We start from the raw sequence: 13406 nt of genomic DNA, 5'->3' as shown, positions 1-13406 counted from the left end.
TGATGGTGGGCAATTTGCCCACCATCAGCCCGAATTTGAGGACGGCCCCATGAACGTCAAACCATCCTTCGAAAAAGGCGTGAATCACGCCGCCACCGCCCCTGCTTTTCTGTCGGTCTGGGACATGCACGCCTATTACGGCGAAAGCTATATCGTGCAAGGCATCAGCTTTAACGTGCACGAGGGCGAGATCCTCGCACTTCTGGGGCGCAACGGGGCGGGCAAGACTTCGACCTTGCGCTCTATCGCGCGCATTGGCGATCCGGAAGTCACCCATGGTGAAATCTGGCTCGATCACAAACCGCTGCACAACATGTCGAGCCACGAGGCCAGCCAGGCGGGCCTTGGGCTTGTCCCCGAAGACCGGCGCATCATTCCCGGCCTCACGGTCGAGGAAAACCTCAAGCTCGCCCAGATCGCGCCACCCATCGGCTGGTCCATCGAGCGGCTTTACGATTTATTCCCCCGCTTGGGCGAACGCCGCAGCCAGGAGGGCACGACCCTGTCGGGCGGCGAGCAACAGATGCTCGCCATCGCCCGCGCGCTGGCCCGCGACATCAAGGTGCTGCTGCTGGACGAACCCTATGAAGGGCTGGCCCCGGTGATCGTGGACGAGATCGAAAAGACGCTCGGGATCATCAAGGAACAGGGGATCACCACCATCATCGTCGAACAGAACGCCGTGCGCGCCCTGCAACTGGCAGACCGGGCCGTGATCCTCGACACCGGCGGGATCGTCTTTGACGGCACCGCCGCCGAAGTGCTGGAAAACGAGGAATTGCGCGCCGAATACCTCGCGATCTGAGCCCATTTTGAGGTGCGATGCACAAATCCGGTCCCAAGGGGCCGGGTTTTTGCGTTCCCCAACGTCCACGCAGACCAAAGAACCGGTTCAACTGCGCTTTTCACATCCTATTCCAGTCGCTATACACAAGGCCGAGCATTGGCGCGTGCCCCTAGGGCAGGCAGCTACAAGCCATCTGTTGAGGACAAGAATGACAAAAAAACCCCATGACGCGGACGTGGCCTTTATTCAGGCACTGGCCGAATTGCTGCGCGAGAACGACCTGACCGAATTGCAGGTGAAACGGGAATACGGCGAAGATGACAGCCTGAATGTGCGCGTCTCTCGTCAGATCATTCAGCAGGTGTCAGCCCAGGTGGCCGCCCCTGCACCAGTTGCAGCACCTGCGCCCGCAGCAGCCCCGGCACCGACGGCAGCAGCAGCGCCCGCCGATCCGGCCAGCGACCCCGGTGCCGTGACCTCACCCATGGTCGGCACGATCTACATGCAGGCCGAGCCCGGCGCGCCCGCCTTTATCAAGGTCGGCCAGCAAGTGGGCGAAGGCGACACCCTTCTCATCGTTGAGGCGATGAAAACCATGAACCACATCCCCGCCCCCCGCGCAGGCACTGTCAAACGCATCCTCGTGGATGATGGCGCTGCGGTCGAATTTGGCGCACCTTTGGTGATCCTCGAATAAGGGGCTGAGCATGTTCAAGAAAATCCTGATTGCCAACCGCGGAGAGATTGCGCTGCGTGTGATAAGGGCTGCGCGCGAGATGGGTGTGGCCACGGTTGCGGTCCATTCCACGGCGGATGCCGACGCCATGCATGTGCGTATGGCCGATGAATCCGTGTGCATCGGCCCACCCGCATCGCCGCAATCCTACCTTAGCTTTCCGGCGATCATTTCGGCCTGCGAAATCACCGGGGCCGAGGCGATCCACCCCGGCTATGGCTTCCTGTCCGAGAACGCGCAATTCGTGCAGATCGTCGAAGATCACGACCTGACCTTTATCGGCCCGACCGCCGAACATATCCGTGTGATGGGCGACAAGATCACCGCCAAAGAGACGATGAAGGCGCTCGGCGTGCCCTGCGTGCCCGGATCGGATGGCGGCGTCGCAACGCTCGAAGAGGCGCAGGCGATCGGGGCCGAAATGGGCTATCCGGTCATCATCAAGGCGACGGCGGGCGGCGGTGGGCGCGGCATGAAAGTGGCCGAAACGGCAACGGACATGGAACGCGCCTTTATGACCGCACGGGCCGAGGGCAAATCAAACTTCGGCAATGACGAAGTCTATATCGAAAAGTACCTGACGACGCCCCGCCACATCGAAATCCAGGTCTTTGGCGACGGCAAGGGGCGTGCGGTGCATCTGGGTGAGCGGGACTGCTCGCTGCAACGCCGCCACCAGAAAGTGTTCGAGGAGGCACCCGGCCCCAGCATTTCTGCCGAAGAACGGGCCGCCATCGGTAAGGTCTGCGCGGATGCGGTGGCACGGATCAACTATATCGGCGCAGGCACCATCGAGTTCCTCTATGAAAACGGCGAGTTCTATTTCATCGAGATGAACACCCGCCTACAGGTCGAACATCCTGTGACCGAAGCGATCTTTGACGTAGACCTTGTACGCGAACAGATCCGTGTGGCGTCCGGCATGGACATGTCGTTCACGCAAGACGATCTTTCCATTCGCGGCCACGCCATCGAGGTGCGCATCAACGCCGAAAAGCTGCCGGAGTTCCGGCCCTGCCCCGGCAAGATCACGCAATATCATGCGCCCGGCGGTCTGGGCGTGCGGATGGACTCGGCGCTTTATGACGGCTATTCGATCCCGCCCTATTACGACAGCCTGATCGGCAAGCTGATCGTGCACGGGCGCGACCGGGCCGAGGCGTTGGCCCGGCTCAACCGTGCCTTGGGCGAGTTGATCGTGGACGGGGTCGACACCACGGTGCCGCTGTTCCACGCGCTGCTGGCTGAAAAAGACGTGCACACCGGGGATTACAACATCCATTGGCTTGAAAAGTGGCTGGACGCACAGGCGGAGTGACCGGACGCACCCGGCCCAAGCCTGTCTGGCAAGGCAATGGGATGACATGACAGAGCGGGTGCTGACCCCGGAACTGCTGCTGCAAGGCTACGCCTCGGGCATCTTTCCCATGGCAGAATCGCGCGATGATCCCGAGATTTTCTGGGTCGATCCCAAGATGCGCGGTGTGCTGCCGCTGGACAGGTTCCACTTGTCGCGGTCCCTGACGCGCGATATGCGGCGCACCGATTGGCGCTTGCGGATTGATACCGCTTTTGAGGCCGTGGTCGACGGCTGCGCCGACCGGATTGATACCTGGATCAACCCCGATATTTACCGCCTTTATCTGGAATTACACCAGATCGGGCATGCGCATTCCTTTGAAATCTGGAACGGGGCGCAGCTTGTCGGCGGGGTCTACGGGGTGACGCTTGGCACCGCGTTTTTCGGCGAAAGCATGTTCTCGCGCGCCACCAATGGGTCAAAAATGGCGCTTGCCGCGGCGGTCGATCACCTGTCGCGTGCCAAATTCACATTGTTTGACACCCAGTTCATCACGCCACATCTGGCAAGCCTTGGTGCGATTGAAATCACCCGCGCCGCGTATCATCGGCAACTGGCGCAAGCCATGCGCCATGATACAGCGTTTTCAAACGTGCCTGCGGCGACGCTTCAGGAGGTTGTACAGCGGATGACCCAAACGTCATAGCGGGCGTGTTCCATCGCGTTGAGCGCCGGGGCGGAGGCGATCATCCAGCCGGAAAACACGGTGTCGTCGCGGCCCGTCTCGGTGATCTCAAGACCTGCAAAGGCGTTACCGGACAGGTTTCCAGCCGGATAGCGACATTCGGTGAGGGTGATATTCAGACGTTCAAACGTCGCCGTGGACCCGGATGCCAGTTCGATATCGACCACGTTGCCGCTGAATTTGTCGAGGCCGCGCAATACCGCGCCCGTTGCGGTCTCGGTCTCTTGCTGTGCACCAGCACTGGTGGCCAGCAACATGCCACCGACAAGTGCCGCACGCATCTTCATTCGCTGTCGCCCCCGGAGACGAATTTCAGCAACAGCGAGATCAGGCTGACGGCCCCTTGGGTGTCTGTGATCTCGTCCCCGGCCTCGTAATAGAATGGCGATCCGCCGGGCACGATTTCCACGAAATTACCGCCCAGCAACCCTTCGGAACTGATCACGATGGCGCTGTCATCGGGGATTTGGGTGGTCGCGCGCAGGGATACGGTCGTGTCGGCGCGGTAGGTTTCGGGGTTCAAATCCACATCCGTCACAGTGCCGACCTTGACGCCGGCCAGACGCACATCCGTGCCCACAGTCACGCCTTCGAGGCTGCGAAAGCTGGCACTCAGCGGGTATGTGGCGGCACCCGCATTGCCCAAGCCGGCGACCTGCGCACCATAGACCGCAAAGCCGATGGCCGCCGCCAAAACGACGCCCCCCACAAGCACTTCGGTGGTGTTTTCCGCCACGGCCGCGCGCCTATTCCGGAGTCCAGGCTTCGTAGTCGGACCGATCCGCAGGCGCAACCCGGCGCAGCGATCCCGCGGGCGCATAGGCCATCGCGGTCCCTGTCAGGTTTGGCTGATGCGGCTTTTCCCAGTCTTTGTGTTTGAACGGCTTGTCAGTGGGCGGTTCGTCCCATGTGCGGTGCAACCAGCCGTGCCATTCGGGATCAATGCGGCTTGCCTCGGCCTCGCCGTTGAAAATCACCCACCGCTTGCTGTCATCGGCGTTCTTGTAGAATGTGTTGCCCTCGCTGTCGGTGCCGACTTTGGCACCCTTGCGCCACGTGAACAGCTGCGTGTTCAGCGTCTGTCCGTTCCACCAGGTCACTGACCGCAGCAAAGTGTTGAGAATGCCCATGTTTCGCCTCCGACGCTTTGGTTAAGTCTATGCCGTATCGCGCGCGCCCCGTCCAGAGGACACGCGCGCACATCAGGCAGGGATCAGCGCAGTCACCTCGATCTCGATCCGAAACTTGGGATCCAGCAGCCCGCATTCGATCATCGTGGCCGCAGGTGGATGCGCGCCAAAGGCCGCCGACAGGATCGGCCAGCACGGTTTAAACTCGGCCCGGTCAGGCAGCATATAGATGACGCGCACCACGTCCTGCCAGTCGGCTCCCGCCTCCAGCAAGGCGGCGTGGATCGTCTTGAGCGCATCGCGGCATTGATCGGTGACCGTCTCGCCCTGCCCAACGGTGCCCGCCACATGCACCCAACCGCCTGCGACGACCGCGCGGCAATAGCCCACTTTCGGCTCATATTCACCGCCCGAGGAAATGCGCTTGATGGTCATGTGCGGCCTCTGCTGTTGGGCGTGCCACAGGCACGCCTTACGGGGGATGTGAAAAAGGCGCGCCCGTAAGCACGCCTTTTTTGTTCACCTGCGCGCGGGGATCAGCCTGCCGAGGCCGGTTCTTTTTCCGCATCCGCGTGGATCATCAGCGGCGCTGCATCCGAGTTCACCGCCTCTTCGTTCACGACCACTTCGGTCACCGACTCAAGGCCCGGCAATTCGAACATCGTGTCGAGCAGGATGTCTTCGAGGATCGAGCGCAGCCCCCGCGCGCCTGTTTTGCGTTCAATCGCGCGCTTGGCGATGGCGCTAAGGGCGTCGTCGGTAAAGGTCAGCTCGGTGTCTTCCAGCTCGAACAGGCGCTGATACTGTTTGACCAGCGCGTTCTTGGGCGCGGTCAGGATGGTAACAAGCGCATCCTCATCCAGATCCTCAAGCGTGGCCAGAACCGGCAAACGACCGACGAATTCAGGGATCAACCCGAATTTCAGCAGATCCTCGGGTTCGAGATCGGTAAAGATTTCGCCCACGCCGCGATCATCGTTGTCACGCACGTCCGCGCCAAAGCCCATGGCCGAGCCTTTGCCGCGCGCCGCGATGATCTTGTCGAGACCCGCAAAGGCCCCGCCGCAGATGAACAGGATGTTGGTTGTGTCCACTTGCAGGAATTCCTGCTGCGGATGTTTCCGCCCGCCTTGCGGGGGAACAGAGGCAACGGTGCCTTCCATCAGTTTCAGCAGCGCTTGCTGCACGCCTTCACCCGACACATCGCGGGTGATCGAGGGGTTTTCGGACTTGCGCGTGATCTTGTCGACCTCGTCGATGTAGACGATGCCGCGTTGGGCACGTTCGACGTTGTACTCCGAAGACTGGAGCAGCTTGAGAATGATGTTTTCCACATCCTCACCGACATAGCCCGCTTCGGTAAGGGTCGTGGCGTCGGCCATGGTGAACGGCACATCCAGAATGCGCGCCAGTGTCTGCGCCAGCAGCGTCTTGCCGCAGCCCGTGGGGCCGATCAGCAGGATGTTGGATTTCGCCAGTTCAATATCCCCACCCTTCTGGGCATGGTTGAGACGTTTGTAATGGTTGTGCACGGCGACCGACAACACGCGCTTGGCCATGGCCTGACCGATCACATAGTCGTCAAGAACGCCGCAAATGTCCTTGGGCGTGGGCACACCATCGGTGGATTTCAGCCCCGACGCCTTTGTTTCCTCGCGAATGATGTCCATGCACAGCTCGACACATTCATCACAGATGAACACGGTCGGGCCCGCAATCAGCTTGCGCACCTCGTGCTGGCTCTTGCCGCAAAAGCTGCAATAGAGGGTATTTTTGCTGTCGCCGCTCGAATTCGTGGCCATGTCGCGTCCTTCCCGGCTGGATACCGCAATTTCTGGTGCCGGAATCTGGCCCGGCGCGCCCCGCGTGACTGCCAGCTTAGGCCAGCCCCGCGGGGTCCACAATCGTCTTTTTATGCGGCCCTTGCGTCAACGCAGACCGCGTCACGGACCCCCCTGTCACAGGGGCGTGCACCCGTCAGGCGTCGGCGTCATCCGCCTTGCCGCGGCTTTCGACGATTTCATCGACGTGGCCCCATTCCTTCGCCTCTTCAGGGGTCATCCATGTGTCACGGTCCATCGCCTTTTGGACCGTTTCATAGTCCTGGCCGGAGTGTTTGACATACATCTGATACATCCGCTCGCGGGTCTGTTCGATGTGACGGGCCGAAATCAGAATATCAGCCGCCATACCCTGCGAACCGCCTGACGGCTGGTGGACCATGATTTCGGAATTGGGCAGCGCAAACCGCATCCCCGGCTCGCCCCCAATCGCAATGGCCGAGCCCATGGACGCAGCCATCCCGCAAATCAGCGTCGACACTTTGGGTTTGATATATTGCATCGTGTCATAGATCGAAAAGCCAGCCGTCACCTCGCCACCGGGCGAGTTCACATACATACTGATTTCCTTGGACGGATTTTCGGCCTCAAGGTGCAGCAACTGAGCGACAATCAGGTGGCTCATCCCGCTATGGACCGGGCCGTTGATGAAAATGATCCGCTCTTTGAGCAGGCGCGAAAAGATGTCATAGGCCCGTTCGCCCCGGCTGGTCTGTTCGACCACCATCGGGACCAGATTGTTGGTGACGTATTGGAATTGTTCAATGGGATCGCGCATGGAGTTCTGCCTCGTCGAATATTTGCGAGACCATACCCGCAAACAAGTTACCCGAGTCTTAGTATCGCCGTTTGGGACCTGCAAGGGCACCTGCGCGCTTGAAGCCGCTTAACTGCCCGCTAACTTCTGCGCCATGACTGACGCATTGATCCGCTTTGCCCCCGCCCGTGCCGCCGCCCCTGACCGTTTGCAACGCTTCGTCCCGCAGGCCGGGCGCGACTATGCGGCGCGGCGCAACTATGATCTGGGCCGGGATGGGCACACGGGCGTGTCGACCCTGTCGCCCTATCTGCGCGCGCGCCTGATCACCGAGACCGAGGTGTTGCACGCCACCCTTGGGCACCACAGCCCCGAAGCCGCAGAAAAGTTCATTCAAGAGGTGTTCTGGCGGACCTATTGGAAAGGTTGGCTCGAGATGCGCCCGACCGTTTGGCACCAGTACAAAAGCGCGCTGAAACGGGCGCTGAACGATGTACAGACACAGGCGGGCCTGCGCGACAGATGGGCCGCAGCCTATGCCGGTCAAACCGAGATCGAGTGCTTTAACGCTTGGGCGCAAGAGCTTGTGGATACGGGATATCTTCACAATCACGCCCGGATGTGGTTCGCCTCGATCTGGATTTTCACATTGCGTCTGCCGTGGGAGTTGGGGGCCGACTTTTTCCTGCGCCATTTGCTGGACGGCGACCCGGCGTCCAACACGCTTGGCTGGCGGTGGGTGGCGGGCATTCAGACACCGGGCAAAACATACCTCGCGCGCACTTCCAACATCTCGAAATTCACCGAAGGACGATTTGCACCGAAATGGCAGCTTGCAGGCGAGGCTGTGGCGGTTCCCGGATCACCTGTACCGCCAGCCTCTGCTTTGCCCGAGATGAGGCGGTTTGATCCCGCCAAACGGACCGCACTGGTCCTGCATGACGAGGATATGAGCCCATCATATCTGTTTGAGGCCGGTGTACGCCCTGTGGCAACAGCCATCCTGTGCGCCCGATCGCACCTCTCTCCGCTTGAGGTCGCACCACATGTCACCGCCTTTGCCGACGCCGCCCTCGGGGACATGACGGATCGGTATGCGTCACGCCTTGGGAGTGTTTCCCAAACGGCTGCAACACCCGATGAACTGATGGCATGGATCGCGACCACAGGCGCGGACCAGATCATCACCCCCTACGCGCCCGTGGGGCCTGTTGCTGATCTGTTTGGCGCAATATCCAATATGCCGGATGCGCCGGACCTTGTGCAGCTCCGCCGCCCCTATGACGGCGCAGCGTGGCCGCATGCCAGCCATGGGTTCTTTCGCTTCAAAAAGGAAATCCCCGCGCTGCTGGATCATATGCGCGCGAAGATGACCCTTTGACAGCGTGTTATTTCAGGCAGTTGGCCAGCGAAGTCGCCATGCCGCGCAGCAACTCTGAATAAAGCGTCGGCCCCACCTCAAGGGCTGCACCCATCGGGTCCATCTCTCCGAGTTTGACCGTGCCAAGCGATTCGAGCATGCCACCCGCAAACTGTGGCTCGCGCATCGCACAGACCGCCTCAAACCCGGCGACCTCATCGCGCAACGCGGCAACCCGTGCGGGGCTGGGCGCCGCGGCGTCGCTTGCGGATACCGCGCCAACAGCTTCGACCCCGAACCGATTTTCGAAGTAGTGATAGGCGTCGTGAAACACGACAAAGGGACGATCCGTAACGGGGGCGAGGATCGCTGTAACTTCGTCCTGCAACGCATTCATATCAGATGCGAAAGCTTCTGCATTTGACGTATAGACAGCACTGTTTTCGGGGTCTTTCTCCGCCAACACCTGCGCGATCGTCTGCGCCCAGATCACCGCATTTTGCGGGTCGAGCCAAGCATGCGGATCAAAGGCCCCGTGATCGTGGTCCGCATGCGCATCTGCATGGTCTTCGCCTTCATGGTCGTCGTGGTCGTCGTGGGCTTCAGCGGCATGGTCGTCGTGGGCCTCCGGCGCATGATCATCGTGATCGTCCTGGGCATGGTCATCATGGGCGTGGTCGTGATCGGCATCCGCCTTCACCTCATCTGCGTGGTCCTCATGGCCATTCTCATCATGGTCATCATCCACCTTCGCCTCGTGATCATCGTGATCATCACCATCATGTGCCGCCCCATGACCGTGGTCGTCGTGACTGCCAAAGGCCGCGTTCTCACGTATCTCAAGCAGCTGAGTGCCCGGCAGATCCAGCAGTTCGATCACCTCCGCCCCTGCCGCGAGTTCCGTGATCGGGCCGGAGAGCCATGAGGCCAGCCCCTCGCCCACCCAGACAACCACATCAGCCTGATCCAGCGCGCGCGCTTCCGAAGGGCGCATGCTGTAGCCGTGCGGCGACGCACCGGGAGAGACGATCAAGTTCGGCTGCCCCAGATCCCCCATCACTGCGGCCACAATCGAATGGACCGGTGCGATATCGACCGCAACCCGTGGGATATCGGCCGCAGCCGCCCCGCCCCATACACACGCTGTCACAAGAATTGCCCGCATCCCGGCCTCCAATCTGTACGTTATATCATAACACTTCAGCACCCTTGCTAAATGTAATACTATAACATATCAAGCCGGAAAATGCGGTTTTCATACAGGACAGCGCCATGCCAGCCTTCGGGTTCCAGCCCCACGATCACGCCGACTGTATTCGCACGACGCTGGCGCAGGCCGACGCCTATTGCGCGCAGCACAAGCTGAAGCTGACGCCCATTCGGCGCCGTGCGCTGGAGATTCTGCTGGCCGAACATCGCGCGCTTGGAGCCTATGATTTGCTGGCCGTGTTGGCCGAGGACGGACTTGGCACCGCCCCTCCTGTCGCCTACCGCGCACTTGATTTCCTGACCTCTGCGGGGTTTGCGCACAAGATCGAAGGGTTGAATGCCTATATTGCCTGCGCCCATTTCGGGGCGGATCACAGCCCCGCCTTCCTGATCTGCACCTCCTGCAAGTCGGTGGCCGAAGCGGAAACCACAGCCACCCAGGGGCGCTTGGGTGAAGCGGCGCGCGCCGCCGGGTTCACCATCAGCCGCACAGTGGTCGAGGCGTTGGGCCTGTGCCCGCAATGCCAAGAGGCTCCATGCGCCTGATCACAACAACGGGACTGACGCTGAAGCAGGCGGGCAAGACGGTCTTGCGCGATGTGGACATGCACATCGACCGCGGCGAGATCGTCACACTTGTCGGCCCCAACGGATCTGGAAAATCCACCCTGGTCAAAGGGTTGATTGGCGCACTTAAACCGGAATCCGGTACCGTGGATACCCTGCACAACCTGCGCATCGGCTATGTACCGCAAACGCTTCATATGGATGGGTTGTTGCCGCTGACCGTTGCGCGGTTCCTGTGCCTGCCCCACCGCCACAGCAAGGATGCGATGGCGCGGGCATTGACGGAGGCCGGCGTGCCCAATCTGGCGGGCACCCAGATGCGCGCCCTGTCCGGCGGGCAGTTTCAGCGCGTCCTGCTGGCGCGGGCGCTGTTGATGGCCCCCGACCTTTTGATCCTTGATGAGGCAACGCAGGGGCTGGACCAACCGGGTGCCGCAGCATTTTACCAACAGATCGCAAATGTACGGCGCGATCTGGGCTGCGCCGTGCTGATGGTCAGCCATGATCTGCATGTGGTCATGGCCGCCTCGGACCGGGTCTTGTGCCTGAATGGACATGTCTGTTGCGAAGGCACACCGGACGTGGTGCAGGACGCACCCGAATATCAGGCCCTGTTTGGCACAGGCACCCAAGGCGCGTTTGCGATTTACCGCCACGATCACGACCACGCGCACGATCATACCCACCATCACCACGATGAACATGACCATGCTTGACGATTTTCTGGTTCGCGCAGGCCTCGCGGGGATTGGTACGGCACTGACTGCGGCCCCGCTTGGCTGCTTTGTGGTGTGGCGGCGCATGGCCTATTTTGGAGACGCGACAGCCCACGCGGCCCTTCTTGGCGTAGCGATGTCGCTGGCGCTGCAAGGGCCGATCATGCTGGGGGTGTTATGCGCTGCGCTGCTGATGGCGTTGATGGTGCAGACCTTGTCAGGGCGCGGGCTGGCCGAGGATACATTGCTGGGGGTTGCGGCCCATTCGGCGCTCGCGGTCGGCCTGGTGGCCGTGTCGTTCCTGTCCGGCGTGCGGGTCGATCTGATGGCCTATCTGTTTGGTGATATCCTGGCGGTGTCCAAGACGGATCTCGCCGTGATCTGGGGCGGCGCTGCGGTTGTGATCGGGTTGATGCTGTGGCGGTGGCACCGGCTGCTTACCGCCACGTTGAACCCCGATCTGGCCCAGGCCAGCGGCATTTCGTTTCGCACCGAGCAACTGGTGATCACCATCGCCCTCGCCATCACCGTCGCTGTTGCGATCAAGGCGGTCGGGGCCTTACTGATCGGTGCGCTGTTGGTCATCCCCCCTGCTGCCGCCCGTCCCCTCGCACGCACGCCCGAGGTCATGGCGCTGCTGACTGCGCTGATCGGCAGTGTCGCCGCCATCGCGGGTTTGGGTGCCGCGTTTCAGTTCGACACGCCCACGGGGCCGACAATCGTCTGCGTGGCGGCGGGCATTTTCACGATCACCACCCTGGTGGGACGGTTTGGCCGCCAGACCGGGTAATGGGTCGGTGGGCGGGGCGACTTTGCGCCAGCAAACAGCGTCCGGCCAGCGCCCCGGATCATACCCTGCGCCTTTCACGCCATTTTCAGCCACCCACGTGCAGGCAGCTTCGTGACGGGCACGGTTTTCCCATGCGACATCGAACCAATGCGGATGGTCCCCTTGCATGCCAGCACGGACGGATCCGCATAGAGATGACGTGGAATTTACCCTGCACGGTTGCGGACGGCACCTCGGCCATAGCGAAGTTGGACCAGATGATCCCGGTCCTTACGTCACGCGCGCCTTGGTCTGGTATTTGGGATCAGCCCACAGCCGGTCGCGCATCGCCACCGTGCCCCGAGGTGCCCCGATCAGGCGACCCGCGCGGTCCCCTATCTGATCGGGTTGCGCCATCCAGCCCGCACCGTTCCATCCTTTGATCAGCTGCGTACCCCATTCGTCCGACAGCATCGAGGCAACCCGTGCCCTGGCCGATTTGGACAACGACCCAAGCGAGTTGCCATCCAGATAGATCATTCCCTCGGGCAGATCAAAAAAACGCTTTATTCAGAACCATCTACAACGCACCTCTCACGTGCCAGAGTTCGGGAAACAGCTCAACCTCGAGCATTTTGCGCAAGTAGGCAACGCCAGCCGTACCACCTGTGCCCCGCTTGAACCCGATGATCCGTTCCACCGTGGTCACATGATTGAAGCGCCAGCGGCGAAAGTAATCTTCAAGATCGACGAGTTTTTCAGCCAATTCGTACAGTTCCCAATGCGCGCGCGGGTTCTCATAGACCCGCTGCCAAAGGTCCTGAACGACGGGTTGCGCGACCCACGCGCTGTTGCCCGGTGCGCCTGCCGGATCAGGCACCTCAAGGCGATGCGCCAGCAAGGTCAGGGCAACCTGATAAAGGCTCGGTTGCACCAATTCCGCCTCAAGAACGGCATGGGCTTCTGGTCTGTGTTCATGTACTTTTTTCAGCGCGACCTGCCGATTTCCAAGCAAAAATTCGATCATCCGATATTGATGGGACTGAAAGCCGGACGAGTTCCCAAGGCTGGGCCGAAACGTCGTGTATTCACTTGGCGTCATCGTGCGCAACACATCCCATGCCCCATTCAGCTGCTCGAATATCCGGGTCACACGGGCAAGCATTTTAAACGCAGGCCGCAGATCACCGCCACTGATTGCGTTGCGTGCAATCTGAAGCTCGTGGATGGCAAGGCGCATCCATAATTCCGAGGTTTGGTGCTGAATAATGAACAGCATTTCGTCATGGGCGTCAGATCGGGGGTGTTGCGCTGTCAACAGCGCGTCCAACTCAAGGTAGTCGCCGTAAGACATGTCCTTGGCAAAATCGAGTTTGGCCCCGTGATGATCGGTCATATGCGCACCGCGTGTGATCTGGTTTCCGCGGGACGGTGGCATTTCGACCAAGGCGCGGCAAGCTGCAATATGGGGTGGAGAAACAGTGCCGCT

Annotated in this window: 16 protein-coding genes and 1 pseudogene; 8 read left to right on the top strand and 9 right to left on the bottom strand. The window is 60.9% G+C overall.

Annotated features, from left to right (window positions below; translation table 11 throughout):
• The first annotated feature begins 49 nt into the window (after window positions 1–49).
• The 4 genes from Q0859_RS07500 (at window position 50) to aat (ending at window position 3529) form a co-directional block, all read left to right on the top strand.
• Complete coding sequence (locus Q0859_RS07500; RefSeq protein WP_299149306.1) at window positions 50–805, top strand: ABC transporter ATP-binding protein; 756 nt, start codon at window positions 50–52, stop codon at window positions 803–805.
• 190 nt (window positions 806–995) lie between these two features.
• Window positions 996–1484, top strand: coding sequence for an acetyl-CoA carboxylase biotin carboxyl carrier protein (accB, locus tag Q0859_RS07495; RefSeq protein WP_299149304.1), 489 nt, complete (start codon window positions 996–998; stop codon window positions 1482–1484).
• A gap of 10 nt (window positions 1485–1494) precedes the next feature.
• Complete coding sequence (accC, locus tag Q0859_RS07490) at window positions 1495–2841, top strand: acetyl-CoA carboxylase biotin carboxylase subunit (RefSeq protein WP_299149301.1); 1347 nt, start codon at window positions 1495–1497, stop codon at window positions 2839–2841.
• Window positions 2842–2887: 46 nt separating this feature from the next.
• Window positions 2888–3529: a leucyl/phenylalanyl-tRNA--protein transferase gene (gene aat, locus Q0859_RS07485; protein ID WP_299149299.1), complete on the top strand. Its 642-nt coding sequence runs from the start codon at window positions 2888–2890 to the stop codon at window positions 3527–3529.
• Here the strand turns inward: aat and Q0859_RS07480 are convergent.
• The 6 genes from Q0859_RS07480 to Q0859_RS07455 all read right to left on the bottom strand — a co-directional run bounded on the left by Q0859_RS07480 (window position 3493) and on the right by Q0859_RS07455 (window position 7317).
• The gene (locus tag Q0859_RS07480; RefSeq protein WP_299149296.1) at window positions 3493–3855 is read right to left on the bottom strand and encodes a DUF2155 domain-containing protein; all 363 of its coding nucleotides are present in this window, start codon (window positions 3853–3855) and stop codon (window positions 3493–3495) included. The two genes, aat and Q0859_RS07480, sit on opposite strands and share 37 nt — an antisense overlap.
• Window positions 3852–4304, bottom strand: coding sequence for an outer membrane lipid asymmetry maintenance protein MlaD (mlaD, locus tag Q0859_RS07475; protein WP_299149294.1), 453 nt, complete (start codon window positions 4302–4304; stop codon window positions 3852–3854). Before mlaD ends, Q0859_RS07480 begins: the two co-directional genes overlap by 4 nt.
• A gap of 10 nt (window positions 4305–4314) precedes the next feature.
• The gene (locus Q0859_RS07470) at window positions 4315–4698 is read right to left on the bottom strand and encodes an NADH:ubiquinone oxidoreductase subunit NDUFA12 (protein ID WP_299149291.1); all 384 of its coding nucleotides are present in this window, start codon (window positions 4696–4698) and stop codon (window positions 4315–4317) included.
• A gap of 72 nt (window positions 4699–4770) precedes the next feature.
• Entirely contained in the window at window positions 4771–5133 is a 363-nt protein-coding gene (locus tag Q0859_RS07465; RefSeq protein ID WP_299149288.1) for a RidA family protein, read from the bottom strand.
• Between the two features lie 101 nt (window positions 5134–5234).
• Window positions 5235–6500: an ATP-dependent Clp protease ATP-binding subunit ClpX gene (clpX, locus tag Q0859_RS07460; protein ID WP_299149286.1), complete on the bottom strand. Its 1266-nt coding sequence runs from the start codon at window positions 6498–6500 to the stop codon at window positions 5235–5237.
• Window positions 6501–6675: 175 nt separating this feature from the next.
• Entirely contained in the window at window positions 6676–7317 is a 642-nt protein-coding gene (locus Q0859_RS07455; RefSeq protein ID WP_299149284.1) for an ATP-dependent Clp protease proteolytic subunit, read from the bottom strand.
• 133 nt (window positions 7318–7450) lie between these two features.
• On the opposite strand from Q0859_RS07455, the gene Q0859_RS07450 reads away from it, so the two are divergent.
• Window positions 7451–8677 (top strand): FAD-binding domain-containing protein, encoded by a 1227-nt coding sequence (locus tag Q0859_RS07450; protein ID WP_299149282.1) that lies wholly within the window; start codon window positions 7451–7453, stop codon window positions 8675–8677.
• Between the two features lie 7 nt (window positions 8678–8684).
• Here Q0859_RS07450 and Q0859_RS07445 read toward each other — a convergent pair whose 3' ends face one another.
• Window positions 8685–9821: a zinc ABC transporter substrate-binding protein gene (locus Q0859_RS07445; protein WP_299149280.1), complete on the bottom strand. Its 1137-nt coding sequence runs from the start codon at window positions 9819–9821 to the stop codon at window positions 8685–8687.
• Window positions 9822–9928: 107 nt separating this feature from the next.
• On the opposite strand from Q0859_RS07445, the gene Q0859_RS07440 reads away from it, so the two are divergent.
• Genes Q0859_RS07440 through Q0859_RS07430 form a run of 3 tightly spaced genes read left to right on the top strand, consistent with a single transcriptional unit; the run spans window position 9929 to window position 11938 of the window.
• Window positions 9929–10411, top strand: coding sequence for a transcriptional repressor (locus tag Q0859_RS07440; protein WP_299149278.1), 483 nt, complete (start codon window positions 9929–9931; stop codon window positions 10409–10411).
• Window positions 10402–11148 carry a metal ABC transporter ATP-binding protein gene (locus tag Q0859_RS07435; RefSeq protein WP_299149274.1) on the top strand — a complete coding sequence of 249 codons (747 nt, stop codon included), beginning with the start codon at window positions 10402–10404 and terminating at the stop codon, window positions 11146–11148. The genes Q0859_RS07440 and Q0859_RS07435 overlap by 10 nt, the downstream gene beginning before the upstream one ends.
• A complete protein-coding gene (locus Q0859_RS07430; RefSeq protein ID WP_299150188.1) occupies window positions 11141–11938 on the top strand; it encodes a metal ABC transporter permease in 798 nt (265 codons plus the stop codon). The genes Q0859_RS07435 and Q0859_RS07430 overlap by 8 nt, the downstream gene beginning before the upstream one ends.
• Before the next feature lie 318 nt (window positions 11939–12256).
• On the opposite strand, the pseudogene Q0859_RS07425 reads toward Q0859_RS07430, so the two are convergent.
• Together Q0859_RS07425 and Q0859_RS07420 are read right to left on the bottom strand one after the other, a co-directional pair.
• Window positions 12257–12457, bottom strand: a pseudogene (locus tag Q0859_RS07425) (kynureninase); the annotation flags it as partial.
• Window positions 12458–12497: 40 nt separating this feature from the next.
• A complete protein-coding gene (locus tag Q0859_RS07420) occupies window positions 12498–13313 on the bottom strand; it encodes a tryptophan 2,3-dioxygenase family protein (protein ID WP_299149271.1) in 816 nt (271 codons plus the stop codon).
• Window positions 13314–13406: the final 93 nt, after the last annotated feature.

It is taken from the genome of uncultured Tateyamaria sp. (genome assembly GCF_947497045.1).
In the GTDB taxonomy this organism is placed as follows: domain Bacteria; phylum Pseudomonadota; class Alphaproteobacteria; order Rhodobacterales; family Rhodobacteraceae; genus Tateyamaria.
This window is presented reverse-complemented; position numbering and strand designations above follow the sequence as displayed.

Bases quoted from the DNA above. Each gene is read 5' to 3' on its own strand.
- Q0859_RS07500 (WP_299149306.1), top strand. From the start codon at position 50: ATGAACGTCAAACCATCCTTCGAAAAAGGCGTGAATCACGCCGCCACC.
- accB (WP_299149304.1), top strand. From the start codon at position 996: ATGACAAAAAAACCCCATGACGCGGACGTGGCCTTTATTCAGGCACTG.
- accC (WP_299149301.1), top strand. From the start codon at position 1,495: ATGTTCAAGAAAATCCTGATTGCCAACCGCGGAGAGATTGCGCTGCGT.
- aat (WP_299149299.1), top strand. From the start codon at position 2,888: ATGACAGAGCGGGTGCTGACCCCGGAACTGCTGCTGCAAGGCTACGCC.
- Q0859_RS07480 (WP_299149296.1), bottom strand. From the start codon at position 3,855: ATGAAGATGCGTGCGGCACTTGTCGGTGGCATGTTGCTGGCCACCAGT.
- Q0859_RS07470 (WP_299149291.1), bottom strand. From the start codon at position 4,698: ATGGGCATTCTCAACACTTTGCTGCGGTCAGTGACCTGGTGGAACGGA.
- Q0859_RS07465 (WP_299149288.1), bottom strand. From the start codon at position 5,133: ATGACCATCAAGCGCATTTCCTCGGGCGGTGAATATGAGCCGAAAGTG.
- clpX (WP_299149286.1), bottom strand. From the start codon at position 6,500: ATGGCCACGAATTCGAGCGGCGACAGCAAAAATACCCTCTATTGCAGC.
- Q0859_RS07455 (WP_299149284.1), bottom strand. From the start codon at position 7,317: ATGCGCGATCCCATTGAACAATTCCAATACGTCACCAACAATCTGGTC.
- Q0859_RS07450 (WP_299149282.1), top strand. From the start codon at position 7,451: ATGACTGACGCATTGATCCGCTTTGCCCCCGCCCGTGCCGCCGCCCCT.
- Q0859_RS07445 (WP_299149280.1), bottom strand. From the start codon at position 9,821: ATGCGGGCAATTCTTGTGACAGCGTGTGTATGGGGCGGGGCGGCTGCG.
- Q0859_RS07440 (WP_299149278.1), top strand. From the start codon at position 9,929: ATGCCAGCCTTCGGGTTCCAGCCCCACGATCACGCCGACTGTATTCGC.
- Q0859_RS07435 (WP_299149274.1), top strand. From the start codon at position 10,402: ATGCGCCTGATCACAACAACGGGACTGACGCTGAAGCAGGCGGGCAAG.
- Q0859_RS07430 (WP_299150188.1), top strand. From the start codon at position 11,141: ATGCTTGACGATTTTCTGGTTCGCGCAGGCCTCGCGGGGATTGGTACG.
- Q0859_RS07420 (WP_299149271.1), bottom strand. From the start codon at position 13,313: ATGACCGATCATCACGGGGCCAAACTCGATTTTGCCAAGGACATGTCT.